Genomic DNA, 23826 nt, shown 5'->3' with positions numbered 1-23826 from the left:
AATTCAGCCCGGAAGGATCGGTGCAAGAATCTCAGCGGCTGCAAGCGTCCGGTTACAAGGTGGGACTTGGCGGCTCTTGGTAGAGATGTTGAATGAAGACACTTGGACAGAACCGCCCTGGGCTGTCGGGAAGACCAGATCGCACACCTCGTCATCGTCATAGGAGGCGCTACGGAAGGTGAACCCTGCGCGGCCCCCCACAGTGACAGGAGTGAAGTCGATGTTGTCCTGCTTCTTCTTGATCTCGTCGACCGTCCGAATGGTTGCCCAGATGCCCAGGTCGTAGTTGAACGGATGCTCTGGGTCATGCCACGAACAGACCTTCCACCCTGGCTCTTCAACTCCTGCAACCCCAGATTTTTTCGATCCCGGATCCACGCCGATCTGCTTCAAAACGGCATCAGAGACCTGCGTGCACGGGTCCCACAGCGCCCCGGCCGCCGACGTATCCGTACTCGGCTCCGGCTTCCCTTTCGTCTCCGTCCCGCACCCGGAGACCACCAGCACCACCCCGGCCAGCGCCGCTACCGCCGCTGTCGTCCGTCGTCCCACCATGCCTCCAGTCCAGCGCGTCAGAGTTGCCCCATAGTCTAGGACGCACTCCAGCGTCCCCCGGTTCCCTATTCCAGCCAGGATTTGCGCTGGAAGTACAGATCGTCGTCGTCGGGCTCGTCTGGGCTGACGGTGTGGTCGCGGTCCGGTTTGCGGGTGCCGGATTCTGGGTGGGGTGGGGTTGCCGGTGTGTAGGTGGTGGGCGGGGGTTCGAAGGTGGCCGGCTCGGGGGTGGAGAGTTCGGGGAACTGCTGGGCGTATTGGCCGATGATCGCTTCGCCCGCGGCGTCGGTGCCGACCGCGTCGTGCACCAGCTCGGTGACTCGCGCCCGGAGTTTCGCTTGGGCGCGGTGGGTGCACGCCATCAGTTCCGCGGCGAGGGCGGCGGGTTCCATGCCGCGGGCGGCGCTACCGAGCTGGATGTCGGTGGTGACTCCGTTCGCGTCGACCGTCACGCTGACTCGGCTGCCCGCCGAGGTCTCGGTCACCGACACCTCGGCCATCCGCCCGTGCAGGTCCTGGTACTTCTGCGCTTTCACCTGGAGATCGTCGGCCCACCGGCTCATCTCCTCGGCGGCCTGAGCCGGATCGTTCACCACCACTGCCCTCCCCTTCCACCCGGCGCGTCCTTGCCGGCAAAATCTGCACCTTACCGAGCAATTTCGACTACCCGCAACGCGGCGAACGCGGCCTCTCCACGCTTCCCCTGCGGCACACAACCTGCGGTTTCGACTGTCCGACAAGCTACTTCGGCGGCAGCCGATCCAATATCTCGCGCAGCAGGGCGGTGTGCCCATTCAGTACCGCGGTGTGCTTCGCCTGCACGTCTTTGATCTCCGAGACATTGCCCCGCAGCTCAGAGACATCGCCCCGCAGCTCAGAGATATCGCCCCGCAGCTCAGAGATATCGGCATGCAACAGCCCGAACTCTTCGAGAACCTTCCCGTGATTCTCCTCGATCTTGCGCCGCAACCCGGGCACGTCGGCCCGCTCGAACGCCTCCTCGAACGCGGTCATCCGCTCCTCGACGCTGGCCATCGGCTCCCCTTCTCCCGGTCTCGGACCGCACCCCAGCGGCCCGCACGCAACTCGAACAGGAGAGCGACTTTACGCCGATAGCCATTCGGCATCAATAGCTTTCACCGCCGAATCAGAACAGGAAATACCGCTGCGCCATCGGGAGTTCGGTGGCGGGCTGCTCGGTCCAGACCTCACCGTCGATGCGGACGGTGAAGGTGTCGGGGTCGACCTCGATGTGGGGCATGGCGTCGTTGTGGGGCATGTCGGTTTTGGTGACGCCGCGAACGTTTCTGACCGGGGCCAGTTTCCGGCGCAGGTTCAGGCGGTCGGCGAGACCGTCCTCGATGGCGTGTTCGGAGACGAAGTGCAGGGAGGTCGCCGCGGCGGCGACCGGGGCGGCGCCGAACATGGGGCGCGGCAGGACCGGTTGCGGGGTGGGGATGGAGGCGTTGGCGTCGCCCATCGCGGCCCAGGCGATCATGCCGCCCTTGAGGACGGCGTGCGGGCGCACACCGAAGAACGCCGGTTCCCACAGCACGAGGTCGGCGAGTTTGCCGACCTCGACGGAGCCGACCTCGTGGTCCAGTCCGTGCGCGATGGCCGGGGCGATGGTGTATTTCGAGATGTAGCGCTGCACGCGGGCGTTGTCGGCGCCGTTGTCGCCGGGCAGGGCGCCGCGCCGCTTCTTCATCACGTGCGCGGTCTGCCAGGTCCGCATGACGACCTCGCCGATGCGGCCCATGGCCTGGGAGTCGCTGCCGATCATGGAGATGGCGCCGAGATCGTGCAGCAGGTCCTCGGCGGCGATGGTCGAAGGCCGGATGCGGCTTTCGGCGAAGGCCAGGTCCTCGGGGATGGCGGCGCTGAGGTGGTGGCACACCATGAGCATGTCGAGGTGTTCGTCGAGGGTGTTGACGGTGTGCGGCCGGGTGGGATTGGTGGAGCTGGGCAGCACGTTGAGATACGAAGCGACGGTGATGATGTCGGGTGCGTGGCCGCCGCCCGCGCCTTCGGTGTGATAGGCGTGGATGCCGCGTCCGGCGATCGCGCCGAGGGTGTCCTCGACGAATCCGGCCTCGTTCAAAGTATCCGAGTGCAGCGCTACCTGAACGCCGCTGGCGTCGGCCACCCGCAGGCAGGCGTCGATCGCCGCTGGAGTGGAGCCCCAGTCCTCGTGCAGCTTGAATCCGGCCGCGCCGCCGCGCAATTGCTCCCACATGGAGTCGGCGCTGACGGTGTTGCCCTTGCCGAGCAGCACGATGTTCATCGGCCAGCCGTCGAGGGCCTCCAGCATCCGGGCCAGATGCCAGGAGCCGGGCGTGACGGTGGTGGCCTTGCTGCCCTCGGCGGGGCCGGTGCCGCCGCCGATCAGGGTGGTGATGCCGCCGCCGAGAGCTTCCTCCATCAGCTGCGGGCAGATGAAGTGCACGTGGCAGTCGATGGCGCCGGCGGTGACGATCCGGCCGTTGCCCGCGATGATCTCGGTGGACGGGCCGACCACCAGTTCCGGATGCACCCCGGACATGGTGTCGGGATTGCCAGCCTTGCCGATGCCGCAGATGCGACCGTCGCGAATGCCGAGGTCCGCCTTGATGATTCCCCAGTGATCGACGATCACCACACCGGTGATGACGGTGTCGGGGGCACCGTCGGCGCGGGTGGCGCGGGACTGGCCCATCGATTCGCGCAGCACTTTGCCGCCGCCGAAGACGGCCTCCTCCCCCGCGAGACCCGGCCCGCCGGAGCGATCTTCGGTGATCTCGATCAGCAGATCAGTGTCCGCCAAGCGGATTCGGTCACCGGTGGTGGGCCCGAACAGTTCGGCGTATCGGGCACGGCTCAGTTCGGTCATGTCCTACTCCGTCGAATCCAGGTGACCGGGCGGGGTCAGGCTGATGCCGTGCACCTGCCGGGCGCCACCCAGCGGCACCAGCGAAACCCGCTGCGCCAAACCGGGTTCGAAGCGCACCGCGGTGCCGGCGGGGATGTCGAGCCGATGTCCGTGCGCGGCGGCGCGGTCGAACTCCAGCGCGGCGTTGGACTGCGGGAAATGCACGTGGCTGCCGACCTGCACCGGGCGGTCGCCGGTGTTGACGACCTCCAGGGCAACACGCTCGGCGCCCGCGTTCAGCTCGATAGTGCCTTCGGCACAGAAATATTCACCGGGAATCACGACTATCCGATCGGATGATGGACGGTGACGAGCTTGGTGCCGTCCGGGAACGTGGCTTCGACCTGCACGTCGTGGATCATCTCGGGGACGCCGGTCATCACATCGTCGCGGGTCAGCACCGAGCGCCCCGTGGACATGAGTTCGGCGACCGTGCGACCGTCGCGCGCGCCTTCGAGCACGTGGTCGGTGATCAGCGCCACGGCCTCGGGATGATTCAGCTTGAGCCCCCGCCCCTGCCGCCGGCGTGCCAATTCGGCCGCGTAACTCAACAGCAGGCGTTCCTGCTCGTGCGGCGACAAACGCATTCGGGCTCCTCACCGAGTCGCGGGCCGGGTCGACGGTCATTGTGGCACGGCCCGCGTTACCTGCATGTTTCGGCGATGTTGCGCCGCACGTCAGCGGAAATCCGCCGGGGTCAGTCGCGCTTGGGCAGATTCTGCAGCCGCACCTGGCCGCGCGCGATCACCCGATCCTGCTCGTCGGTGACGACGACCTGCCACAGCTGCTGGAGCCGACCACGGTGGATCGGGGTGGCCTCGGCCGAGAGCGTGCCGTCGGTGGCGGCACGCAGGAAGTCGGTGTTGTTGTTGACGCCGACGACGTTGCCCTTGTCGCCGTACCAGAACTGCCCGCCCGTGCTGGCCAGCGATTCGATGACGGTGCACAGCACGCCACCGTTCTGGATTCCGGCCGGCTGGTAGAGGTGCGGCTTGACAGCCCACTCGCCGCACACCCGGTCGGGGCCGACCTCGGTGAAGCGCAGGCCGATCAGATCGGTGAACGTGCCCTCGCTGTATTTGGTCATCATCTCGGGCGAGAGTTCGCTGATCGACGTGGGTGCGAGCGAGGCGGATTCGGCGGGTTGCTCTGTCATGAGAGAGAGCCTAAAACCTGACCATTCGGTACACGCAGCAGCCCATGCATTCAATAGATACAGAGCGGCGGGCCCCACCCGAAGGTGAAGCCCGCCGCGGCAAGGAACGGGGGGTCAACCGCAGCCCTCGGGACCCCGGCTCGATCCGAACGCCGAAATCGAGTATAGGTCAGGCTTACCTAACTTGGCAAGCGCGCCGTCTGAATCCAGTTGTTCGAGGGCACCACCGAGAGGCTGCGGCGCACCGGCAACCCGCGGTCCTCCAGCGCCAGCAGCAGGCCCTGACTGCGCCGGGCGGCGTCGACCGGACTGGTGCGGGCGAGTTCGGGCACGTAAGTGCTTGCCCCCACAATGGATTCACCGACCAGCGCCCAGAACCGGCGCACGCCCAGCCCGGAGCACCGCGTCAGCGTGTGCTGGATCGACGTCAGCGAGGAGGCACAGCGATGCGCCAGCCATACGTACATGGCGGGCTCGCACGGGAACGCCACCACGCCGGGCTCACCGGCCAGCGGATCACCGTCGAGCACGCGAATCGTGATGTCCGCCAAGCCCGCCCAGTCGATGCCGCCGTCGTTGTCGTTGTGGATCCAGATGTTCTCCAGCCCCGGATCCCAGGCCCGCCCCTCGGCCACCAGCAACGCGCTGACCCGCCCGATCACCGCGTGGATCAGCGCTGTCGCAACGACTTCCGCCGCGATGTCGGCGTTGATCATCTCCGCGGCGTGACGCCGGTACATCAGCTCGATGCGGCCCTCGCCCAGCCCGTCGGACAGCTTCCACCAGCGCCGCTTGCCCTGATCAGCCATGTCGGCAACGGCGTAGACGCGCGGATGATCCGGTTGCAGGGCGCGCAATCGGGTACAGGCGCGGTCGAATTGCTGCTGCGAGCGGATGGTCATGGGCTCGAGCATCGAACCTCCTCGGGGTCGGCTCCGTTGTCAGTCGACACTGAACATAGGTTAGCCTTACCAGACCTAGCAAGCTCGAGTTTTGAATCAGTCAGGAGAAGTTCGACCCAGTGACACCCCTAGGCACGATCCGGCGACGCCGCCTGGTCGGACTTCTCCTCGGCGCCGCGCTGCTCGTGCTCGCGGTGCTCGCCAGCATCGCCATCGGCACCCGGTCCTTGTCCCCCGGTACCGTTCTCGATGCGCTGGATCACGCGCTGAGCTGCGCGAACGGCCCGTTCCAGTGCCCCGCGGCGTCGACCGCGGAGGAGATCGTGCGCGAACTCCGCCTGCCCCGCACCGGCCTCGCGCTGGTCTGCGGCATGGCACTGGGCATCACCGGCGCGCTGATCCAGGGCTACACCCGCAACCCGCTGTCGGACGCCGGGCTGCTCGGATTGAACTCCGGCGCGGCCTTTCTCGCGGCGCTGAGCAGCTACCTGTTCGCCTTCACCGGACCACAGCAGTACATCTGGTTCGCTTTCGCGGGCGCTCTGATCGCCGGGGTAGTGGTCTTCGGAGCGTCCTCCGTCGGCGGCGGCAAGGCCAGTCCGCTGAGCCTGGTGCTGGCCGGGGCGGCGGTGGCGGCTTTCCTGCAAGCGATGACGAATGCCGTTGTGCTGCTGGATGCCACGGCGCTGGACACCTACCGCTTCTGGGTGGTCGGCGACGTGGCCGGCCGCGACGCCGCGGTGTTCTGGCAGGTGCTGCCGTTCCTGGCGCTCGGACTGCTCCTCGCGCTCGTCGCCGGCCCCGGCCTGAACCTGCTGACCCTCGGCGACGACGTGGCCCGCGGACTCGGCGTGGACATCGGGCGCAGCCGGGCGCTGGGGCTGGCCGCGGTCGTGCTGCTGTGCGGGGCGGCCACCGCCGCGATCGGCCCGATCGTGTTCCTCGGACTGATCGTCCCGCATCTCGCGCGCATGCTGACCGGACCGGATTACCGCTGGCTGATCCCCTATTCGGGACTCTTCGGCGCGCTGCTGCTGCTGGTCGCCGACGTCGCGGGCCGGGTCGTCAACCGGCCGGGCGAACTCCAGGTCGGGGTTATGCTCGCAGCTATCGGTGCGCCGTTCTTCATCGCCTATGTGCGCCGCCGGAAGCTGGTGAGCTTGTGACCGTCACCGATCGAGCTGTGCTGCACAAGGTCCGGCCCGCCGTGCGGATCGGGCCGGTCTCGCTGGTGTGGCGTCCGGCGATGGCCGCGATCGTCCTGGTGCTGGCGGTGCTGGTGTTCGCCGCGTTCTGCTGGGATGTCGCGCAAGGTGATTCGCAGATCCCGCTGAGCCGCGTGCTCGACGTCCTGACCGGCGGCGGCACCCGCTCGCAGCGGTTCATCATCCTGGAATCGCGACTGCCGCGGGCACTCACCGCGGTCCTCGTCGGTGCGGCCCTGGGGATTTCCGGCGCGCTCACCCAGTCGATCCTGCACAACCCGCTGGCCAGCCCCGACATGCTCGGCATCACCACCGGCGCCAGCGTCGGCGCGGTCGCCGTGATCGTCGGCACCGGCGCGACAACGGGTTTCGCGGCCAGCGTCGGCGCGCCCCTGGCCGCGCTCGCCTGCGGCCTGCTCACCGCCGCGCTGATCTATCTACTGGCCTGGGGCCGTAGCCGCACCGGCGACAGCGGCGCGACCGGCCTGCGCCTGGTGCTCATCGGCATCGGTGTGAACGCGGTCATGGTGGCCCTGCTCACCTGGCTGGTCGCCCGCGCCACCCTGGTCGACGCGATGCGCGCCCAGCAGTGGCTGACCGGCTCGCTCAACTCCGTCGACAAGTCCAAACTGCTCCCGACCACCCTGGCGCTGGCCTTGGTCATCGTCGTGGCGCTGGTCTCGGCGCGCACCCTGGCCGCGTTGCGCCTGGGCACCGAGACCACCCGGGTGCTGGGCGTGCGGATCCAGACCCAGCAGGCGCTGCTGATCGGCGCGGCCGTGGTCGCGGCCTCGGTGGCGACCGCCGCGATCGGGCCGATCTCGTTCGTGGCGCTGGCCGCGCCGCAGATCGCGCGCCGGCTGCTGCGCACGCCGGGCGAACCGCTCATAGGCTCCGCGCTCATCGGCGCACTCGGTGTGGTGGCCGCGGATGTAGCCTCGCGGACGCTGTTCCCGGTCGACCTGCCCGCCGGCATCGTCACCGCCGCGTTCGGCGGACCGTTCCTGTTGTATCTGCTCGTGCGTATGAATCGGAAGGCGACTCTGTCATGACCACCCCGAAGGCCGATCACCGACTAGCCGCCGAAGAGGTCACCCTCGGCTACGGCGACCGCGTCATCGTCGACGGGCTCACCCTCGAGATTCCGGCCGGCGTCGTCACCACCGTCATCGGGCCCAACGGCTGCGGCAAGTCGACACTGCTGCGCTCGCTGGGCCGGTTGCTCAAGCCGCAGCAGGGCCGGGTCGTGCTGGACGGCAAGGCGATCTCGTCGATGAAGACCAAGGATGTGGCGCGGGTCGTCGGCATGCTGCCGCAGACTCCGGTCGCGCCCGAGGGCCTGACCGTCGCCGATCTCGTTGCCCGCGGCCGGCATCCGCATCAGTCCTGGCTCCGGCAGTGGTCGGCCACCGACGAGGCCGAGGTGCTGACCGCGCTGGAGCAGACCGGCATCGCCGATCTCGCCGATCGCCCGCTCGACGAGCTCTCCGGCGGTCAGCGCCAGCGCGCCTGGATCTCGATGGCGCTCGCCCAGGGCACCGACATCCTGCTGCTCGACGAGCCGACCACCTACCTCGATCTCGCGCACTCGCTGGAGGTGCTCGACCTGGTCGACCGGCTGCACGACGACATGGGCCGCACCGTGGTGATGGTGCTGCACGATCTGAACCTGGCCATCCGCTACAGCGATCACCTGATCGTCATGCGCGGCGGGCAGATCATCGCGCAGGGTCCGCCGTCGGACATCATCAATGCCGAGTTGTTGCGGGAAGTGTTCGGGCTCAGCGCGACCGTGCTGGAGGATCCGGTGTCGGGACGTCCTATGATCGTGCCCATCGGGACCCGGCATGTGCTGGCGTCCACCGACGCACAGTAATACTGTCGCCGTCGAGCCGTGACGAATCCCACACAGCAATCGGTCAGTTACGACATCGTGTAGTACGCAATTGTGTCGTTGTGTCCGTAAACTCGAGGGATGGCAGGACTTGGTGAACTCGAGAAAGCGGTCATGGACCAGCTGTGGTCCAGCGACGAACCGCAAACGGTACGGCAGGTGCACGAGGCATTGGCCGCACGTCGTGAGCTCGCCTACACCACGGTGATGACCGTGCTACAGCGTCTGGCGAAGAAGAACCTGGTGGTTCAGCGGCGCGACGATCGCGCACATCGGTACGCACCCGTGCACACGCGCGACGAACTCGTCGCGAGCCTGATGTTCGACGCGTTGCAGCAGGCCGAGGAAAAGGGCAGCCGCGCAGCCGCACTCGTGCACTTCGTCGAACAGGTCGGACGTGACGAAGCCGACGCGTTGCGCGAGGCACTCGCTAAGCTCGAGGACAACGAGGGGCGCTAGACTCCCTCGCGTCCAGGCCCCACAACGCAGTGAGCTGAGTCGATGAACGCAACCGCGCCGGTATTCGCCGGACTCGCATTGCTTCTCGCGGGGCCTGCTCCAGCTCTCTTGAGCCGCGCGACCTGGCCCTATCGGACCCCGCGCGCGGCACTCGTGTTGTGGCAGGCGATCGCGCTGGCCGCGGTGCTCTCCGCCTTCGGTTCCGGCTTGGCCATCGCCTCGGAATTGCTGGTGCCCGGCCCGGACGGCAGGCCGACCACCTCGCCCACCCGGGAGATCGACGCGCTCGGGTTGCCGCTGTGGCTGGCCTACGTGACGGTGTTCGCGCTGACCCTGCTGGTCGGCGCGCGGCTCATCTTCTCCGTGGTGCGGGTCGGCGTGCACACCCGGCGCCGGCGCAACCGGCACCGGATGCTCGTCGATCTGCTGGATCAGAGCGGCCCGCATCGGCGCGCCGCCGACATCCGGGTGCTGGCCGCCACCGAACCCATCGCCTACTGCCTGCCCGGCCTGCGCCAGCGCGTCGTGCTCAGCGAAGGCACGCTGACCAGCCTCGACGACGCCGAGGTCACCGCGATCGTCAGCCACGAGCGCTCGCATCTGCGGGCCCGGCACGATCTGGTGCTCGAGGCCTTCACCGCCGTGCACGAGGCCTTTCCCCGGGTGGTGCGCTCCAAGGCCGCGCTCGGCTCGGTGAAGCTGCTCATCGAATTGCTCGCCGACGATTCCGCGGTCAAGGTCACCGGCCCCAAGCCGCTGGCCCGCGCGCTCGTCGCCTGCGCCAAGTCCACCGCGCCGCAGGGCGCGCTCGCCGCGGGCGGGCCCACCACCCTGATCCGCATCCAGCGCCTGAGCGGGCAGATCGGTGATCTACGTCTCGCCTCGGCCGCCTACCTGGGCTCCGCCGCAATCCTGGTGGTGCCGACGATGGCCGTCGCGGTACCCTGGTTGGTCGAGATCGGTCGGCTCTTCCGGAGCTGAGCCGGCCTCGATCAGTTCGATCGGCTCTCCACGTTCGGCTGGACAACGTACCGCCGCCCGACCCCGATCTCTTTATCGACCACGAGTGCCCGGCAAGCGGCGCACCGTGCGGTGAACCTCGCCCCGTGTTCACCGACTCCGAACAGTGCGAGTTGCGCTGAACACGAAAGGCACCACTTGACCCCCTCGACTCCTGCTGCCGCCACGGCCCCCGCCGTGACCTTCGCGGAGCTGGGCCTACCCGCCGTGCTCGTGCAAACGTTGCGCCGCAACGGCATCGAGGCCCCCTTCCCGATCCAGGCCGCCACCTGCCGCGACGCGCTGGCCGGCAAGGATGTCCTGGGCCGCGGCCCGACCGGCTCGGGCAAGACCCTGGCCTTCGGCCTGCCGATGCTGACCCTGCTGGCGAACAACGCCGGCGCCAAGCCCGGCCGCCCGCGCGGCCTGGTGCTGGTCCCCACCCGCGAGCTGGCCACCCAGATCGAACGCGCCCTGGACGAACCGGCGCTCTCGCTCGGCCTGCGGGTCGCCTCCGTCGTCGGCGGTGCGCCGATCAAGCGCCAGGCCGACCGCCTCGCGCGCGGCGTCGACCTGCTCATCGCCACCCCCGGCCGCCTGGAAGACCTGATCAAGCAGCGTTCCGCGGATCTGTCCGACGTGCGCATCACCGCGCTCGACGAGGCCGACCACATGGCCGACATGGGCTTTCTGCCCCAGGTCACCAAGCTGCTCGACCGGACCCCGAAAGACGGTCAGCGCCTGCTGTTCTCGGCCACCCTGGACGGTGATGTCGACAAGCTGGTCAAGAAGTACCTGCGCTCCCCCGTCACGCACTCCACCGCGCCGCCGTCGGCCTCCATCGCGACCATGTCGCACCACCTGCTGTTCGTGCGCGACAAGTTCGACAAGCGCGCCGTGGCCACCGAGATCGCCGCCCGCGATGGTTTGACCATCATGTTCGTGCGCACCAAGCACGGCGCCGACCGCCTGGCCAAGCAGCTGCGCGGCGCCGGCGTCAACGCCGGCGCGATGCACGGCGGCAAGGCCCAGAACAATCGCGAACGCACCCTGGCCGCGTTCGCCGACGGCACCACCCCGGTGCTCGTCGTCACCGACGTCGCCGCCCGCGGCATCCACGTCGACGGCATTTCCCTTGTCGTGCACGTGGATCCGCCCGCCGAGTCCAAGGCCTACCTGCACCGCGCGGGCCGCACCGCGCGAGCCGGCGAGGACGGTGTGGTCGTCACGCTGGTCACCACCGAGGAGCGGGCCGACGTCGAGAAGATGACCCGCAAGGCGGGCGTCGACGTGGTCGGCGTGACGGTGCGCCCCGGCGACAAGAAGCTGATCGAGATCACCGGCGCCAAGCAGCCCTCGGGCGTGCCGATCGCCCCCGCGAAGGCGCCCGAGAACAACCCGGCCAAGAGCGGCGGCCGCGGCGCGGGCGGCGGTCGCCCGCGCCGTGCCGACGCCGAGTCCACTGCCGTGCCGACCCGCCGTTCGGGTGGAACCGGCCGTGGCACAGGCGGTTCGGGCCGCGGGGCCGGGAGTGGCTCCAGCCGCGGGGCCGCCGGTGGTTCCAGCCGCGGGGCTTCGAGCGGTTCCGGCCGTGGCGCAGCTCCGGCTCGCGACGAGAGCCGCGCGACCGGCGCTGCCCGCACCACCACCGCGCCCAAATCCACTGGCGCACACACCCGTTCCACCGGCGCCGCGTCCACCGGTCGCGCGACGCGCGCGGGCGGCACGGACACGCCCGGAAACACCCGCCGACGCGCCGGACGCCCCGAGGGCTCTCCGACGCACCGCAACCGCGGAGCAAACTAACCCGCGCCAGCTGCATAGCCTGATTCCAGACCGCATCGCCTCGCGCCCCCGCCGTCATTCGGCGGGGGCGCGAAGTGCTTCGACTGGGGATCCACCCCTCGCCAACCCCACCCCCGCACGCTGGGCCGGGCGACGCGCTGGGGATTGGGGAGTTGCGGCCGCGGCCGGGGTTCGAGGGAGACTGACGCGGTGCCAGAGCATCTGTGGGAGTCCGTCCTCTGCGCGGTAGTGGCCGCGCTGTTGTTCGCGGTGGCCGCGGTCGCGCAGCAGCGGGCCGCGGCCGCGGTGCCGGCGGGGACCGGGCTGATGGGGGCGCTGATCCGGAACCCGCGCTGGTGGGCCGCGCTCGTCGGCGACGGCGGTGGGTACGCCATGCAGGTCGCCGCGCTCGCGCTGGGTCCGGTGCTGCTGGTGCAGCCGATCCTGGTGAGCGCCTTGGTTTTCGCGCTGCCGCTGGCGGCCCGGCTCAATGGGCGGCGGATCTCGGCGCGCACCTGGGCCACGGCGGTCGCGCTGGTCGCCGCGCTGGCCTGTTTCCTGCTGATCGGCGATCCGACCGACGGCAATACCACCGCACCCCTGGGTGATTGGGTTTGGCCGTTGGCGTTGCTGCTCGGCTTCGTCGCGCTCGCCGTGCTGGTCGGACGAGGCGGTGACCCGGCCCGGTGCGCCCTATTGTTCGGCGCGGCCGGTGGGTCGCTGTTCGGGCTCGGGTCGGCGCTCACGGCGTGCGTGGCGGGTCAGTTCGATCGCGGCGTTCTCGCGCTGCTCACCAACTGGCAGACCTGGGCCTTGGTCGCCGCGGGCGTGGCCGGTTTCTACCTCCAGCAGCGCGCTTTCCACGTAGGCCCGCTAGCTGCTTCGTTGCCCGCGATCACCGTCGCCGAGCCGCTCGCCGCCGCCTTCGTCGGGTTGACGGTTCTCGACGAACGCCTGCGCACCACCGGTCTCGGCTTCCTCGCCGTGGCGGTCGCGGTAATCGTCATGTGTGTCACCACGATTCGCTTGTCCAGGACTCAGGCCGAGGAATCCACCAGGGAGGTCGTCGGCTGACACTCACCCGACGTCACAGCCGCACCCGACGGGGGCAGCCCCCAACCCCGCGGGCGCGCAGCAGGCGTCACCTTTCCAGGCGTTCACCCCTTCCTTGACCGCGATCACAGCGATCACCAGGGCAGCGATCGGATCGGCCCACGACCATCCGAACAGACTGTTGAGCACCAGCCCGACCAGCAGCACCGCCGACAGATAGGTGCACAGCAGCGTCTGCTTGGAATCGGCCACCGCCGAGGCCGAACCCAGTTCCCGACCGGCCCGGCGCTGCGCCCACGACAGCACCGGCATAACCACCAGACTCGCTGCCGCCAAGGCGATTCCGACCGACGAGTGCCGCGCCTCTCCGGCACCCACCAGTGCCCGGACCGCATCCACCGTGACGTAGGCGGCGAGCGCGAAGAACGAGAACGCGATGATCCGCAGCGCCGCCCGCTCCCGGGCCTGCGGATCCCGCCCCGCGAACTGCCAGGCCACCGCGGCCGCCGAGGACACCTCGATCACCGAGTCCAGCCCGAACCCGATCAGCGCGGTCGAGGAGACCCGCACCCCCTCGCTCAGCGCGACCGCCGCCTCGAGCACGTTGTAGGTGATCGTCGCGGCCACGAACCAGCGAATCCGCCGCGCCAGCAACGCTTTCCGCGCGCCGCCCGGCGCGTGCGCCAGCGGCATCCCCAGCTCCGTCATCAGCAGCACCCGTCGGTCGCGGCGCTCGGGCAGCACGCCGGATCAACGGCGAGCACCAGCCCGAGCAGATCGTCGAGCGCCCGGCCGATGCGCGGATCGGCCAGCTCGTAGCGGGCCCGCCGCCCCTCCGGCACCGCCACCACCAGCCCGCACCCGCGCAGGCAGGCCAGGTGATTGGACAGGATCTGCCGCGAGACCCCGATCCGCTCCGCCAGCTCCGAGGGATACCCGGGTGCGGCGCGCAAGTGCAGCAGGATCTGCGTCCGGGTCGCGTCGGAGAGCGCGTACCCGAAGCGCGACAGCGCGTCACTGTGGCGGATCGTGTCCATGCCCGGATAGTACAGAGAATTCTGTATTCAGATCAAGATGTACAAACTCTCTCGCACCCCCCGGCGCAAACGCTCGCCGATTACCCGGCAATGCCGGGTGTTTGCACAAATCGAGTCAGAGCCGGTTAGTATTGGTCAAGTGCAGTTTCTCCCTGGCCATCAGCCGCCCTACGACCTGACCTACGACGACCTCTTCCTGGTCCCGAATCGGACGGATGTGGCGTCCCGGTTCGACGTAGATCTGTCGACCGTCGATGGGTCCGGTACCACCATTCCGATCGTCGTGGCGAATATGACCGCGGTCGCGGGCCGCCGGATGGCCGAGACGGTCGCCCGGCGCGGCGGCATCGTGGTGCTACCGCAGGATCTGCCGCTCAGCGCGGCCGCCGACACCATCGCCTTCGTGAAGAGCCGCTCGCTCACCGCCGACACCCCGGTCACCCTGGATCCGGAGCGCTCGGTCTCCGAGGCCATCGCCCTGATGCACAAGCGCGCGCACGGCGCCGTCGTGGTGCTCGACGGCGACAAGCCGGTCGGCGTCGTCACCGAGGCCGCCTGCGCCGACGTGGACCGTTTCGCCCGCCTGCACGACGTGATGAACACCGACTTCGTCTCCGCGCCGGCCGACACCTCGCCGCGCGAGATCTTCGAGCAGCTCGAGGCGGGGCGCGCCAAGTTCGCGGTCCTCACCAACCCCGACGGCACCCTGGCCGGCGTGATGACCCGCACCGGCACCGTGCGCGCGGGCATCTACCAGCCCAACGTCGACGCCAACGGTCAGCTGCGCATCGCCGCCGCCGTCGGCATCAACGGTGACGTCGCCGCCAAGGCCAAGGCCCTGGTCGACGCGGGCGCCGACCTGCTGGTGCTCGACACCGCGCACGGCCACCAGGAGAAGATGCTGGAATCGCTGCGCACCGTCGCCGATCTCGGCCTCGGCGTGCCGCTGGTCGCGGGCAATGTGGTCTCCGCGCAGGGCGTGCGCGATCTGGCCGCCGCCGGCGCCACCATCATCAAGGTCGGTGTCGGCCCCGGCGCCATGTGCACCACCCGCATGATGACCGGTGTGGGCCGCCCGCAGTTCTCCGCGGTCGCCGAGTGCGCCGCCGCGGGCAAGGAACTGGGCGTGCACATCTGGGCCGATGGTGGCGTTCGTCACCCCCGTGACGTCGCCCTGGCCCTGGCCGCCGGCGCGTCCAACGTGATGATCGGCTCCTGGTTCGCCGGCACCTACGAGTCGCCCGGCGACCTGCGCACCGACCGCGACGGCAACCGGTACAAGGAGAGCTTCGGTATGGCCTCCAAGCGTGCCGTCGCCGCCCGCACCGCCACCGACAGCGGCTTCGACCGCGCCCGCAAGGCGCTGTTCGAGGAGGGTATCTCCAGCTCGCGCATGCGCCTGGACCCCGAACGCCCCGGCGTCGAGGACCTGATCGACCACATCTGCTCCGGTGTGCGCAGCGCCTGCACCTACGCCGGCGCCCGCAGTTTGCCGGCCTTCCACGACAAGGCCGTGCTCGGCGTGCAGTCCGCGGCGGGCTTCGCCGAGGGTCGTCCGCTGCCCAGCGGCTGGTAGCGCCGACACACCAGCACAACTCGGTCACCGGCCCACGCGATGCGTCGCGTGGGCCGGTACCATCATTGGCACGCCGGTCGTTCCGGCTCCCTGAATTCCACCGCCGAAAGGAACAAGTTGTCACCCGCGTCCAAGGGCGCCGCCAAGGAGGGCTCCTCTACCGAGCCGGGTGACAAACCCGGCGCTCTCCAACCCGCAGCCCCTTCCGACTCCGACGACCCCTCTCAACGCCGCCGTGACGGGTGGTGCCGGTCATGACCGTCGCACTCACCTTGCTCAGCCTGGTCGGGTTCATCGCCCTGACCGCGGGCACCGCATTGTTCGTCGCCGCGGAGTTCTCCCTCACCGCCCTCGAGCGCAGCACGGTCGAATCCCATGCTCGCGACGGTGACCGCCGCGCCCGCATGGTGCGCCAGGCGCATCGCACGCTGTCGTTCCAGCTCTCCGGCGCCCAGCTCGGCATCACCATCACCACCCTGATCACCGGCTATATCGCCGAGCCGGTCCTGGCCCGGCTGCTGAACCCGCTGTTCGACGCGTTCGGCCTCAGTCCCGGTGTCGCGGGCGGCATTTCGCTGGCCCTGGCCCTGATCCTGGCCACCTCGCTGTCGATGATCTACGGCGAACTGGTGCCCAAGAACATCGCCATCGCCAAGCCGCTGGCCACCGCGCGCTTCACCGCCGGACCCATGGTCGCGTTCTCGCGGGTGTTCAAGTGGATGATCCATTTCCTCAACAACACCGCCAACTGGGTGGTCCGGCGCCTGGGCGTCGAACCGGCCGAGGAACTGCGCTCGGCCCGCTCCCCGCAGGAACTGGGTTCGCTGGTTCGCACCTCGGCCCTGCGTGGCGCCCTGGATCAGCGCACCGCGCAGGTCATGGACCGGTCGCTGCAATTCGGCGAGCGCAGCGCCGAGGAACTGATGACGCCGCGGGTGAAGATCGAGGCCCTCGATCAGGACGACACCATCGCCGACCTGATCGAGGCCGCCGGGCGCACCGGCTTCTCCCGGTTCCCGGTGATCGATGGCGATCTGGACAACACCCTGGGCTTCGTGCACGTCAAACAGGCGTTCACGCATCCGGTCAGCGCCCGCCGCACCGTTCCGCTGCGCGTGCTCGCCGCGCCGGTGCCGGTGGTTCCGGCCAGCCTCGACGGTGACGAGGTGCTCGAACGAGTCCGTGCCGACGGCATGCAGGTGGCGCTGGTCGTGGACGAGTACGGCGGCACCGCGGGCATCGTCACCATGGAGGACCTGATCGAGGAGATCCTCGGCGACGTGCGCGACGAGCACGACGAGGAGGAACGCGACGTGCGGCGGGTCGGCGACGGCTGGGACTGCTCGGGGCTGCTGCGCATCGACGAGGTGTCCCGGGCGACCGGCTACGACGCGCCCGAGGGCGAGTACGAAACCCTGGGCGGTCTGGTGCTCACCCGGCTCGGCCGCATCCCCGTCGTCGACGACGAGGTCGTGCTGCCGAATTCGCCCGCGCACCACCGGCATCCGTACGAGACCGAGGAGGGCGGCTGGATCGCCCGGGTCGAGCGGATGGACGGCCGGCGCATCGACCGGGTCCGGCTCATCCCGGTCACCGGCGAGGTGCTCGAGGCACGCGAACGCGAGGCGGACCGCGCCGAGGAGCTCCGCGCCGACCTGCCCCTCGATCAGAATCAGGCGGATCAGGCCGAATTGACCCAGACCGAGTACAGCGCGGAGACCAGCAATGGGTGACCTGTTCGGAATCGCGCTCACGGTGGTGCTGCTGGCGGCCAACGCGTTCTTCGTCGCCGCCGAGTTCGCGCTCATCTCCGCTCGCCGCGACCGCCTGGAAGCCCTTGCGGCGCAGGGCAAGCGCAACGCCAACACGGTGATCCGGGCGGGCGAGAACCTGTCCATGATGCTGGCCGCGGCCCAGCTCGGCATCACCATCTGCTCGATCCTGCTGGGCCGGGTCGGCGAGCCCGCCGTCGCGCACCTGCTGGAGGGTCCGTTCGACCTGCTCGGCCTGCCGGAGGGGCTGCTGCATCCGGTCGCCTTCGCCGGCGCGCTGACCATCGTGGTGATCCTGCACATCCTCTTCGGCGAGATGATTCCGAAGAACATCGCCCTGGCCGGCCCGGAACGCAGTGCGCTGCTGCTGGTTCCGATCCACCTGGCCTGGCTGCGGCTGGCCCGCCCGTTGATCGCGATCTACAACTTCGCCGCGAATCTCTCGCTGCGCATGCTGCGGATCGAGCCGAAGGACGAGCTGGAGGCCACGGTTTCCAGCGTGGAGCTGGCCGAGATGATCGGTGAGTCCCGCTCGGAGGGCCTGCTGGACGAGGAGGAGCACCGCCGCCTGACCCAGGCGCTGGGCATCTCGGGCCGCACCATCGCCGATGTGATGGTGCCGCTGGCCATCACGCGCTCGGTGCCGTTGCGCGGCAACGGCACCACCCTGGGCGATATCGAGACCGCCGTCGCCGAGACCGGGTTCTCCCGGTACCCGGTCTGCGCCGACGACGGTTCACTGGTCGGCTATCTGCACGTCAAGGACGTGCTGGACAAGGTCGCCGACGAGAGTGCGGGGCCGAGCACCCCGATCCCCCGCACCGATATCCGGCCGCTGCCGACCATGGGCGCGACCACCACGCTGTACGAGGCGCTGGCCCGGCTGCGGCGCACCAGCAGCCACCTGGGCCGGGTCGTGGACAACCACGGCAACACCATCGGCATCGTGGCGCTGGAGGATCTGGTCGAAGAATTCGTGGGTACCGTGCGCGACGGGACGCACCGCGTGGCGGAATGACCGGGCCGGTCCTCGCCGAAGCCGACTGGCGGGCGCGCGCTGCCGAGCACCGCGCCCGCGTCGACGAGCTCGCCGGTCCGTACCTGGACCGGCGGGCCGCGGGCGCCACGCACCCGGTGATCGATTTCCTGTTCACCTACTACGGCCACAAGCCCGCCCAATTGCGGCGCTGGCACCCGGGTTTCGGTGTCGTGCTGGCGGGCGCGCGGGAGTACGACGGTGCGCGGGGGTATCACCGGGTCGAGGCGGGTCATACCGCCGATCCGGCGTTCCTGGCCAAGCGCCGCGACACCGTCGCGTTCGCCGCGGGCCTGTTGCGCGCCACCGCCGCCCGCCCGGCCCAGCTCTCCTGTTTCGGCCTGCACGAGTGGGCGATGGTCTATCGCACCGACGAGGTCCGCCATCAGCGGGTGCCGCTGCGCCTGGGCAGCGCGGGCACCGACGCGGTCGTCGAGTCGATGTCGTTGCGCTGCACGCACTTCGACGCGTTCCGCTTCTTCACCCCCGACGCCGTCGGCTTGAACGCCCAGCCCCTGTCGCGCGCCGACCAGGCCGACCGCGAGCAGCCCGGCTGCCTGCACGCCAACATGGATCTCTACAAGTGGAGTTTCAAGCTGGCCCCGCTCACCCCCTCGGACCTGGTGCTCGACTGCTTCGAATTGGCCTGCGCCGCACGCGAACTCGATATGCGGGCCAGCCCCTACGATCTCGCCGAGTACGGCTACGCGCCGATCGCGATCGAGACGCCCGCCGGCCGCGCCGAGTACGTGCGCCGGCAGGCCGGGATCGCGGAGCGGTCCGCCGTGCTGCGGGCCCGGCTGCGCACCATCTGCGAAGAACTCCTCACTCAGCCCTGAAACAGGGGTTGAAACGGAATGGATCATTCTGCTACTCTTCTATCAGAACAAACCATTCCGTTCCAAGGAGAAGATCGTGAACGACATTCGCCCCTTCCAGATCGACATCGCCCAGTCCGATCTCGACGATCTGCGCGAGCGGCTCACCCGGGCCCGCTGGACGCCGGCGCTGCCCGGCGCGGAATGGAGCAAGGGCGTTCCGGTCGACTACCTGCGCGGTCTCGCGCAGTACTGGGCGAACGAATTCGATTGGCGCAAGGTCGAAGCCGAGCTCAACCGGCACCCGCAGTTCATCACCGAGATCGAGGGCCAGCCGATCCACTTCAAGCACATCCGCGCCAGCCGGCCGGACGCGCCGGTCCTGCTGCTGCTGCACGACAACCCGGGTGGCGCGATGGGCCTGCTCGAACTGCTCGAGCCGCTGTCGCGGGACTTCGACCTGGTGGTGCCGTTCATGCCCGGCTTCGGCTTCTCCACCCCGCTGACCAGCACCGGCTGGACCGTTCCGCGGGTCGCCGCGGCCTTCGCGCAGCTGATGACCCGGCTCGGCTACGACCGTTTCGGCGCGCACGGCGGCGGTGGCGGCGCGAACGTCGCACTCGAACTCGGCCGTCAGGTGCCCGAGCGGTTGACCGGTCTGCACGTCAACGCCTACGTGGCGATGCCGGGCGAGGACTTCGAGGGCCTGACCGAGACCGAGCAGGCCCGGATGGCCACCGTCGAGCGGTTCATGCAGGACGGTTTCGGGTTCAACGTCATGATGTCGACCCGCCCGCAGACCATCGCGCACGCCCTCGACGACTCCCCCATCGGCGTGCTGGCCTGGGTCGTGGAGAAGTTCAAGGAGTGGAGCACCCCGGGCATCGAGCTGCCCGAGCAGGCCATCGCCAAGGACCGGATGCTCACCGACGTCAGCATCCAATGGTTCACCGCCACTTCGGGTTCCATCGCGCAGAGCTACCACGATGTGGCGCACGACCCGGGCGCCTGGGGGCCGAAGGAGCGGGTCACCGTGCCGACCGCGTTCGCGGTGTCCGCGGGCGATGTCACCATCCGGCGCTGGGCCGAGCGCGATGCCGAGGTGGCCCGCTGGACCGAATTCGATCGGGGCGGCGCCTATCTCGCGCTGGAGGAGCCCGAGCTGGTGGTCGCCGACATCCGGGAGTTCTTCGGGAGTCTGTGACAGTCACCCCGAACGACCCGGCGCCACGCGCCGGGTCGTTCCACATCGTGGTGCGGATTGCCCGAAACCGTTCCCTAAGTTACCGGCAGTTACTACCATGCAGTCAGTTCGTGCAACCGTCTGAGTCGGTTGCGCGGAGGACCGCAACCAACGAAAGTTTTTGGGGGACGCAACGATGCGCTCACTGCCGAGACCACGCCGCACCAGGCCGCTGGCCTTGCTCACCGTCGGCGTGCTCGCCGCCATGGTGCTGCCGAACAGCGCGTCGGCCGACCTGCAATCCGATATCGGCAATGCCGTCCAAGAACTCCTCGATCTCGGGCGCACCGCCGTGCCGCGCGCCGACTGCGGGCCCGGCTCGATGCCGGAATCCGGTCTGCAAGGCGACGTCCCGGCCGCCGACCGCGACAGCGGCCGCAGCACCCAGGGGTATCGCTGCAACATGTCGATGCTGGGCAACTTCCCCGGTCGCGGCGCCGGCATCACCTCCACCAGCTTCGAGCACTGCGCCTACATGGGCTCGTTCTTTCCCGGCGACCTGATCAGCGAGGGCCGCGGCGTGCAGGTGCTCGACGTCTCCGATCCGGCCAACCCGCGCCCGACCGCCAACCTCACCGAGCCCGCCATGCTGGCCGGCACCTGGGAAAGCCTGAAGGTCGATGCCGATCGGAAGCTGCTCGTCGGCACCGGTGTCCCAGTCGCCGAGGGCGTCGGCTATCTGTCGATCTACGACATCTCCGATTGCGCGCACCCGCGACTACTCAATCCCGGCCCCGGCACCAATCTGCTGATGCCGCTGCCGATCACCACGCACGAGGGCGGCTTCTCCCCCGACGGCAACACCTACTGGGCCTCGGGGATCGCGCCCGGCTTCGTCAGCGCCGTCGATATCGCCGATCCGGCCAACCCGCGCGTGGTCTGGCAGGGCCTGACCGGCATCGAGGCGCACGGCTTCGGCATCAGTCCCGACGGCAACCGCATGTATCTGTCCGCGCTCGGCGGTTTCACCGTGCTCGACATCAGCGCCGTGCAGCGGCGCGACCCGAATCCGCAGGTGCAGCACATCGGCCGGACGTTCTGGACCGACGGCTGGGCCACCCAGCACAGCATTCCGGTCACCTACGACGGCAAGCCGTACCTGTACACCGTCGACGAAGGCGGTTCCGGCGGCGTCAAACTCATCGATATCGCCAACGACACCAAGCCGAAGGTCGCGGCCAAGGTGAAGCTGGAGATCAATCTGCCGCAGCACATCGACAGCAATATCGGGTCCTCCATGGGCGGGTCGATCTTCGCCTACGAGTCGCACTACTGCGCCGCCGACCGCCCCGACAACCCCACCGCCCTGGCCTGCGGCTGGATCTCCTCCGGTATCCGGGTCTTCGACGTTCGCGACCCGTTCGCCATCCGCGAGATCGCCTACTTCAATCCGCCCGCCCGCACCGGCCGCAACCTCGAGCTCTGGAACTCCCCGCACGCCCTGGCCTCCATCATCGGCGTCCCGTTCATGACCTCGCTGCCGCTGGCCCGCACGGTGCTCGACGGCACCTTCAACCCCTACGACGCGCTCACCCCGCGCACCGGCAAGGTCGCCTTCGGCGACATGTCCACCGACTGGTGCTTCTCGCCGCCGGAATGGCGCGGCAACCAGCTCTACGTCTCCTGCTCGGACAACGGGTTCATGGTGCTGCAACTGGACAACGATGTGTATTCCGCGCCGGCGGACCAGCAGTCGATCGTCGGGTCCTAGCGTGCCGCGCCCGCTGCCGGGGCGGTTCCGGATCGCCGCGCTGGTCGCGACCGGCTTCACCCTGCTCGTGCTCGGCGCGGCCCTGCGACCCCTCGTCGTCGACGAGAACCCAACGGCCGCAGAGGTTCTCGACACCGTCGAGGTCGGCTTCACCCAGGACATGACCGCCCACCACCAGCAGGCCCTGCTGATGGTGCAGCGCCTGGACCCGGCCGCGAGCGCGCCGGTGCGGCGCCTGGCCCAGCAGCTCGCCGACACCCAGCGCATGGAGATCGGCACCATGCTCGGCTGGCTGCGCCTGGCGAACGCGTCGCCGATGCCGTCCCGCCCGATGGCCTGGATGCGCACCGAAGCCGGTGCGGCACATCAGCACTCCGGCACCTCGACGGCGACCGAAGCCGGTGCGATGCCCGGCATGGCGACCATGGCCGAGATGGACGCGCTCGCGGCCGCCAAGGGCCGTGACGCCGAGATCCTGTTCCTGCGGTTGATGATTCGCCACCATCAGGGCGGCATGAGCATGACCGAGGCCGCCGACCGGCTGCTGCGGGGCGGGCCGGTCAAGGAGACGGCGCGCTCGATGTTCCAGGCGCAGAGCCAGGAGGCCGGCGTCATGAGCGTCATGCTCGGCCAGCTCGCCCCGGACCCGGGGCCGTGACCGCGCAAACCGGCTCGGACGTGCGTATACGCCGTACACCCGGGGTCGGATAGGGTCGAGTCGACAACGATCAGTCAGTGAAGGGTTAACCGTGAACCGCGAAATGTCGGTCTTCGACAGCATTTATATCGCCGTGGACCCCTTGGTCGTCTATCGGCAGCTCAGCGATCCCACGCTGATGGGGCGGTGGAGCCCGGAGAATCTCGGGGCCACCGTGCGCGAGCCGCGCGAATCCAGCTACGTGGGCATGGAATTCGAGGGCGTCAACAAGCGCGGGCTCGCGAAGTGGGTGACCCGGTGCGTGGTCACCGCGGCGGACCCGGGCGAGCGCTTCGCGTTCCGCGTCGAGGCCATCGGCGTGCGCAAGCCCCGGTTCCGGGGCGCGATCGCCAGCTGGGAGTACCGCTTCGCCCCCGAGGACGGCGGCACCCGCGTCACCGAGACCTGGACCGACGATCGCGGCGGGTGGCCGAACGCGGCGGTGCAGGTCTTCGACCGGATCGCCACCGGCGGCGACCTGTTCTCGCAGTTCCAGGCCAAGAACATCCACCGCACGCTGCGCAACCTGAAGAAGCAGCTCGAAACCGCGTGATCCGCGCGGTCAATTCGTGAAACGGCTGACCTTGTCCGGGTGGATGACCAGGCGCACCTGCGCCGCGGCCAGCATTTCCTCGAGCTCGCCGGCCCGGACCGGGTCCTCGAGGTCCCAGTAGCGCGCGGCCAGCCGGGCGACCAGGTCGTGCGCGCCCTCGGTTTCGACCGTCGTATTACCGGCGACCGAGATCCAGCGCTCACGCTCGCCCACGGGGGCCGCGACGACGATCGAGGCCCGCGGATCACGCTCCAGCCGCCGCACTTTGAGCGTGTCCGAGCCCGTGAACAGCTGGATCGCACCCTCGTCGGTGGCTTCGAACCACACCGGCCGCGGCTGCGGCGGCAGCGGCGCCCCGGCCACGGACAGGAAGCCGTACAGGGGGCGGCCGAGGAACTCGCGATCCTCGATGGTCAGCGAACCGGGATCGGCACTCATCTAGACCCTTTCGTCAGGTAGTGGTTGCG

Annotated in this window: 26 protein-coding genes; 15 read left to right on the top strand and 11 right to left on the bottom strand. The window is 69.2% G+C overall.

From position 1 onward, the window contains the following. Window positions 1–3: 3 nt before the first annotated feature. The 8 genes from AB0H76_RS16855 to AB0H76_RS16820 all read right to left on the bottom strand — a co-directional run bounded on the left by AB0H76_RS16855 (window position 4) and on the right by AB0H76_RS16820 (window position 5533). Complete coding sequence (locus AB0H76_RS16855) at window positions 4–555, bottom strand: DUF3558 domain-containing protein (protein ID WP_357323966.1); 552 nt, start codon at window positions 553–555, stop codon at window positions 4–6. A gap of 65 nt (window positions 556–620) precedes the next feature. Next, window positions 621–1154 (bottom strand): YbaB/EbfC family nucleoid-associated protein, encoded by a 534-nt coding sequence (locus AB0H76_RS16850; RefSeq protein ID WP_357323963.1) that lies wholly within the window; start codon window positions 1152–1154, stop codon window positions 621–623. A 142-nt stretch (window positions 1155–1296) separates the two neighbouring features. Then, on the bottom strand, window positions 1297–1590 hold the full coding sequence (locus AB0H76_RS16845) for a hypothetical protein (RefSeq protein WP_357323960.1): 294 nt from the start codon (window positions 1588–1590) through the stop codon (window positions 1297–1299). A 112-nt stretch (window positions 1591–1702) separates the two neighbouring features. Beyond that, a complete protein-coding gene (locus AB0H76_RS16840) occupies window positions 1703–3424 on the bottom strand; it encodes an urease subunit alpha (protein ID WP_357323957.1) in 1722 nt (573 codons plus the stop codon). 3 nt (window positions 3425–3427) lie between these two features. Then, window positions 3428–3745: an urease subunit beta gene (locus tag AB0H76_RS16835; protein ID WP_357323954.1), complete on the bottom strand. Its 318-nt coding sequence runs from the start codon at window positions 3743–3745 to the stop codon at window positions 3428–3430. 2 nt (window positions 3746–3747) lie between these two features. Then, entirely contained in the window at window positions 3748–4050 is a 303-nt protein-coding gene (locus AB0H76_RS16830; RefSeq protein ID WP_357323951.1) for an urease subunit gamma, read from the bottom strand. Between the two features lie 110 nt (window positions 4051–4160). Next, the gene (locus tag AB0H76_RS16825) at window positions 4161–4553 is read right to left on the bottom strand and encodes a PaaI family thioesterase (RefSeq protein WP_357326217.1); all 393 of its coding nucleotides are present in this window, start codon (window positions 4551–4553) and stop codon (window positions 4161–4163) included. Between the two features lie 245 nt (window positions 4554–4798). Next, a complete protein-coding gene (locus AB0H76_RS16820) occupies window positions 4799–5533 on the bottom strand; it encodes a hypothetical protein (RefSeq protein WP_357323948.1) in 735 nt (244 codons plus the stop codon). Window positions 5534–5640: 107 nt separating this feature from the next. Between AB0H76_RS16820 and AB0H76_RS16815 the strand changes: the two genes are divergently transcribed. The 7 genes from AB0H76_RS16815 to AB0H76_RS16785 all read left to right on the top strand — a co-directional run bounded on the left by AB0H76_RS16815 (window position 5641) and on the right by AB0H76_RS16785 (window position 12937). Beyond that, window positions 5641–6687: an iron ABC transporter permease gene (locus AB0H76_RS16815; RefSeq protein ID WP_357323945.1), complete on the top strand. Its 1047-nt coding sequence runs from the start codon at window positions 5641–5643 to the stop codon at window positions 6685–6687. 80 nt (window positions 6688–6767) lie between these two features. Next, entirely contained in the window at window positions 6768–7778 is a 1011-nt protein-coding gene (locus AB0H76_RS16810) for an iron chelate uptake ABC transporter family permease subunit (protein WP_357326215.1), read from the top strand. Further along, window positions 7775–8602 (top strand): ABC transporter ATP-binding protein, encoded by an 828-nt coding sequence (locus AB0H76_RS16805; RefSeq protein ID WP_357323942.1) that lies wholly within the window; start codon window positions 7775–7777, stop codon window positions 8600–8602. Before AB0H76_RS16810 ends, AB0H76_RS16805 begins: the two co-directional genes overlap by 4 nt. A gap of 99 nt (window positions 8603–8701) precedes the next feature. Then, entirely contained in the window at window positions 8702–9079 is a 378-nt protein-coding gene (locus tag AB0H76_RS16800) for a BlaI/MecI/CopY family transcriptional regulator (RefSeq protein WP_357323939.1), read from the top strand. 42 nt (window positions 9080–9121) lie between these two features. Continuing rightward, complete coding sequence (locus tag AB0H76_RS16795) at window positions 9122–10060, top strand: M48 family metalloprotease (RefSeq protein WP_357323936.1); 939 nt, start codon at window positions 9122–9124, stop codon at window positions 10058–10060. 216 nt (window positions 10061–10276) lie between these two features. Further along, entirely contained in the window at window positions 10277–11884 is a 1608-nt protein-coding gene (locus AB0H76_RS16790) for a DEAD/DEAH box helicase (protein WP_357323933.1), read from the top strand. A 189-nt stretch (window positions 11885–12073) separates the two neighbouring features. Further along, complete coding sequence (locus AB0H76_RS16785; RefSeq protein ID WP_357323931.1) at window positions 12074–12937, top strand: DMT family transporter; 864 nt, start codon at window positions 12074–12076, stop codon at window positions 12935–12937. Between the two features lie 3 nt (window positions 12938–12940). Here AB0H76_RS16785 and AB0H76_RS16780 read toward each other — a convergent pair whose 3' ends face one another. Together AB0H76_RS16780 and AB0H76_RS16775 are read right to left on the bottom strand one after the other, a co-directional pair. Continuing rightward, window positions 12941–13624 (bottom strand): cation transporter, encoded by a 684-nt coding sequence (locus AB0H76_RS16780; RefSeq protein ID WP_357323929.1) that lies wholly within the window; start codon window positions 13622–13624, stop codon window positions 12941–12943. Then, window positions 13624–13953: a metalloregulator ArsR/SmtB family transcription factor gene (locus AB0H76_RS16775; RefSeq protein WP_357323926.1), complete on the bottom strand. Its 330-nt coding sequence runs from the start codon at window positions 13951–13953 to the stop codon at window positions 13624–13626. Before AB0H76_RS16775 ends, AB0H76_RS16780 begins: the two co-directional genes overlap by 1 nt. Window positions 13954–14092: 139 nt before the next feature. Between AB0H76_RS16775 and AB0H76_RS16770 the strand changes: the two genes are divergently transcribed. The 8 genes from AB0H76_RS16770 to AB0H76_RS16735 all read left to right on the top strand — a co-directional run bounded on the left by AB0H76_RS16770 (window position 14093) and on the right by AB0H76_RS16735 (window position 23359). Next, complete coding sequence (locus AB0H76_RS16770; RefSeq protein WP_357323924.1) at window positions 14093–15529, top strand: GuaB1 family IMP dehydrogenase-related protein; 1437 nt, start codon at window positions 14093–14095, stop codon at window positions 15527–15529. Between the two features lie 254 nt (window positions 15530–15783). Beyond that, complete coding sequence (locus AB0H76_RS16765) at window positions 15784–17262, top strand: hemolysin family protein (protein ID WP_357323921.1); 1479 nt, start codon at window positions 15784–15786, stop codon at window positions 17260–17262. Next, window positions 17255–18319: a hemolysin family protein gene (locus tag AB0H76_RS16760; protein WP_357323919.1), complete on the top strand. Its 1065-nt coding sequence runs from the start codon at window positions 17255–17257 to the stop codon at window positions 18317–18319. Before AB0H76_RS16765 ends, AB0H76_RS16760 begins: the two co-directional genes overlap by 8 nt. After that, window positions 18316–19176: a 3-methyladenine DNA glycosylase gene (locus AB0H76_RS16755; RefSeq protein WP_357323916.1), complete on the top strand. Its 861-nt coding sequence runs from the start codon at window positions 18316–18318 to the stop codon at window positions 19174–19176. Before AB0H76_RS16760 ends, AB0H76_RS16755 begins: the two co-directional genes overlap by 4 nt. Window positions 19177–19252: 76 nt before the next feature. Further along, on the top strand, window positions 19253–20359 hold the full coding sequence (locus tag AB0H76_RS16750) for an epoxide hydrolase family protein (protein WP_357323913.1): 1107 nt from the start codon (window positions 19253–19255) through the stop codon (window positions 20357–20359). A 175-nt stretch (window positions 20360–20534) separates the two neighbouring features. Next, the gene (locus tag AB0H76_RS16745) at window positions 20535–22109 is read left to right on the top strand and encodes a hypothetical protein (protein WP_357323910.1); all 1575 of its coding nucleotides are present in this window, start codon (window positions 20535–20537) and stop codon (window positions 22107–22109) included. Window position 22110: 1 nt separating this feature from the next. Further along, complete coding sequence (locus AB0H76_RS16740) at window positions 22111–22767, top strand: DUF305 domain-containing protein (RefSeq protein ID WP_357323907.1); 657 nt, start codon at window positions 22111–22113, stop codon at window positions 22765–22767. Window positions 22768–22858: 91 nt separating this feature from the next. Then, window positions 22859–23359, top strand: coding sequence for an SRPBCC family protein (locus AB0H76_RS16735; protein WP_357323905.1), 501 nt, complete (start codon window positions 22859–22861; stop codon window positions 23357–23359). 9 nt (window positions 23360–23368) lie between these two features. Here the strand turns inward: AB0H76_RS16735 and AB0H76_RS16730 are convergent, their stop codons facing one another. Beyond that, window positions 23369–23797, bottom strand: coding sequence for a pyridoxamine 5'-phosphate oxidase family protein (locus AB0H76_RS16730; RefSeq protein ID WP_357323902.1), 429 nt, complete (start codon window positions 23795–23797; stop codon window positions 23369–23371). Between the last annotated feature and the right edge of the window lie 29 nt (window positions 23798–23826).

Source organism: Nocardia sp. NPDC050712 (assembly GCF_040654295.1).
GTDB lineage: Bacteria > Actinomycetota > Actinomycetes > Mycobacteriales > Mycobacteriaceae > Nocardia.
The sequence above is the reverse complement of the archived record's forward strand: the minus strand, read 5'-3'. Positions and strand labels throughout refer to the sequence as shown.

Excerpts from the sequence above, each read along its gene's own strand:
- AB0H76_RS16855 (WP_357323966.1), bottom strand. The coding sequence starts at position 555 with ATGGTGGGACGACGGACGACAGCGGCGGTAGCGGCGCTGGCCGGGGTG.
- AB0H76_RS16845 (WP_357323960.1), bottom strand. The coding sequence starts at position 1,590 with ATGGCCAGCGTCGAGGAGCGGATGACCGCGTTCGAGGAGGCGTTCGAG.
- AB0H76_RS16840 (WP_357323957.1), bottom strand. The coding sequence starts at position 3,424 with ATGACCGAACTGAGCCGTGCCCGATACGCCGAACTGTTCGGGCCCACC.
- AB0H76_RS16830 (WP_357323951.1), bottom strand. The coding sequence starts at position 4,050 with ATGCGTTTGTCGCCGCACGAGCAGGAACGCCTGCTGTTGAGTTACGCG.
- AB0H76_RS16825 (WP_357326217.1), bottom strand. The coding sequence starts at position 4,553 with ATGATGACCAAATACAGCGAGGGCACGTTCACCGATCTGATCGGCCTG.
- AB0H76_RS16820 (WP_357323948.1), bottom strand. The coding sequence starts at position 5,533 with ATGCTCGAGCCCATGACCATCCGCTCGCAGCAGCAATTCGACCGCGCC.
- AB0H76_RS16810 (WP_357326215.1), top strand. The coding sequence starts at position 6,768 with ATGGCCGCGATCGTCCTGGTGCTGGCGGTGCTGGTGTTCGCCGCGTTC.
- AB0H76_RS16805 (WP_357323942.1), top strand. The coding sequence starts at position 7,775 with ATGACCACCCCGAAGGCCGATCACCGACTAGCCGCCGAAGAGGTCACC.
- AB0H76_RS16800 (WP_357323939.1), top strand. The coding sequence starts at position 8,702 with ATGGCAGGACTTGGTGAACTCGAGAAAGCGGTCATGGACCAGCTGTGG.
- AB0H76_RS16795 (WP_357323936.1), top strand. The coding sequence starts at position 9,122 with ATGAACGCAACCGCGCCGGTATTCGCCGGACTCGCATTGCTTCTCGCG.
- AB0H76_RS16780 (WP_357323929.1), bottom strand. The coding sequence starts at position 13,624 with ATGACGGAGCTGGGGATGCCGCTGGCGCACGCGCCGGGCGGCGCGCGG.
- AB0H76_RS16775 (WP_357323926.1), bottom strand. The coding sequence starts at position 13,953 with ATGGACACGATCCGCCACAGTGACGCGCTGTCGCGCTTCGGGTACGCG.
- AB0H76_RS16765 (WP_357323921.1), top strand. The coding sequence starts at position 15,784 with ATGACCGTCGCACTCACCTTGCTCAGCCTGGTCGGGTTCATCGCCCTG.
- AB0H76_RS16760 (WP_357323919.1), top strand. The coding sequence starts at position 17,255 with ATGGGTGACCTGTTCGGAATCGCGCTCACGGTGGTGCTGCTGGCGGCC.
- AB0H76_RS16755 (WP_357323916.1), top strand. The coding sequence starts at position 18,316 with ATGACCGGGCCGGTCCTCGCCGAAGCCGACTGGCGGGCGCGCGCTGCC.
- AB0H76_RS16745 (WP_357323910.1), top strand. The coding sequence starts at position 20,535 with ATGCGCTCACTGCCGAGACCACGCCGCACCAGGCCGCTGGCCTTGCTC.
- AB0H76_RS16730 (WP_357323902.1), bottom strand. The coding sequence starts at position 23,797 with ATGAGTGCCGATCCCGGTTCGCTGACCATCGAGGATCGCGAGTTCCTC.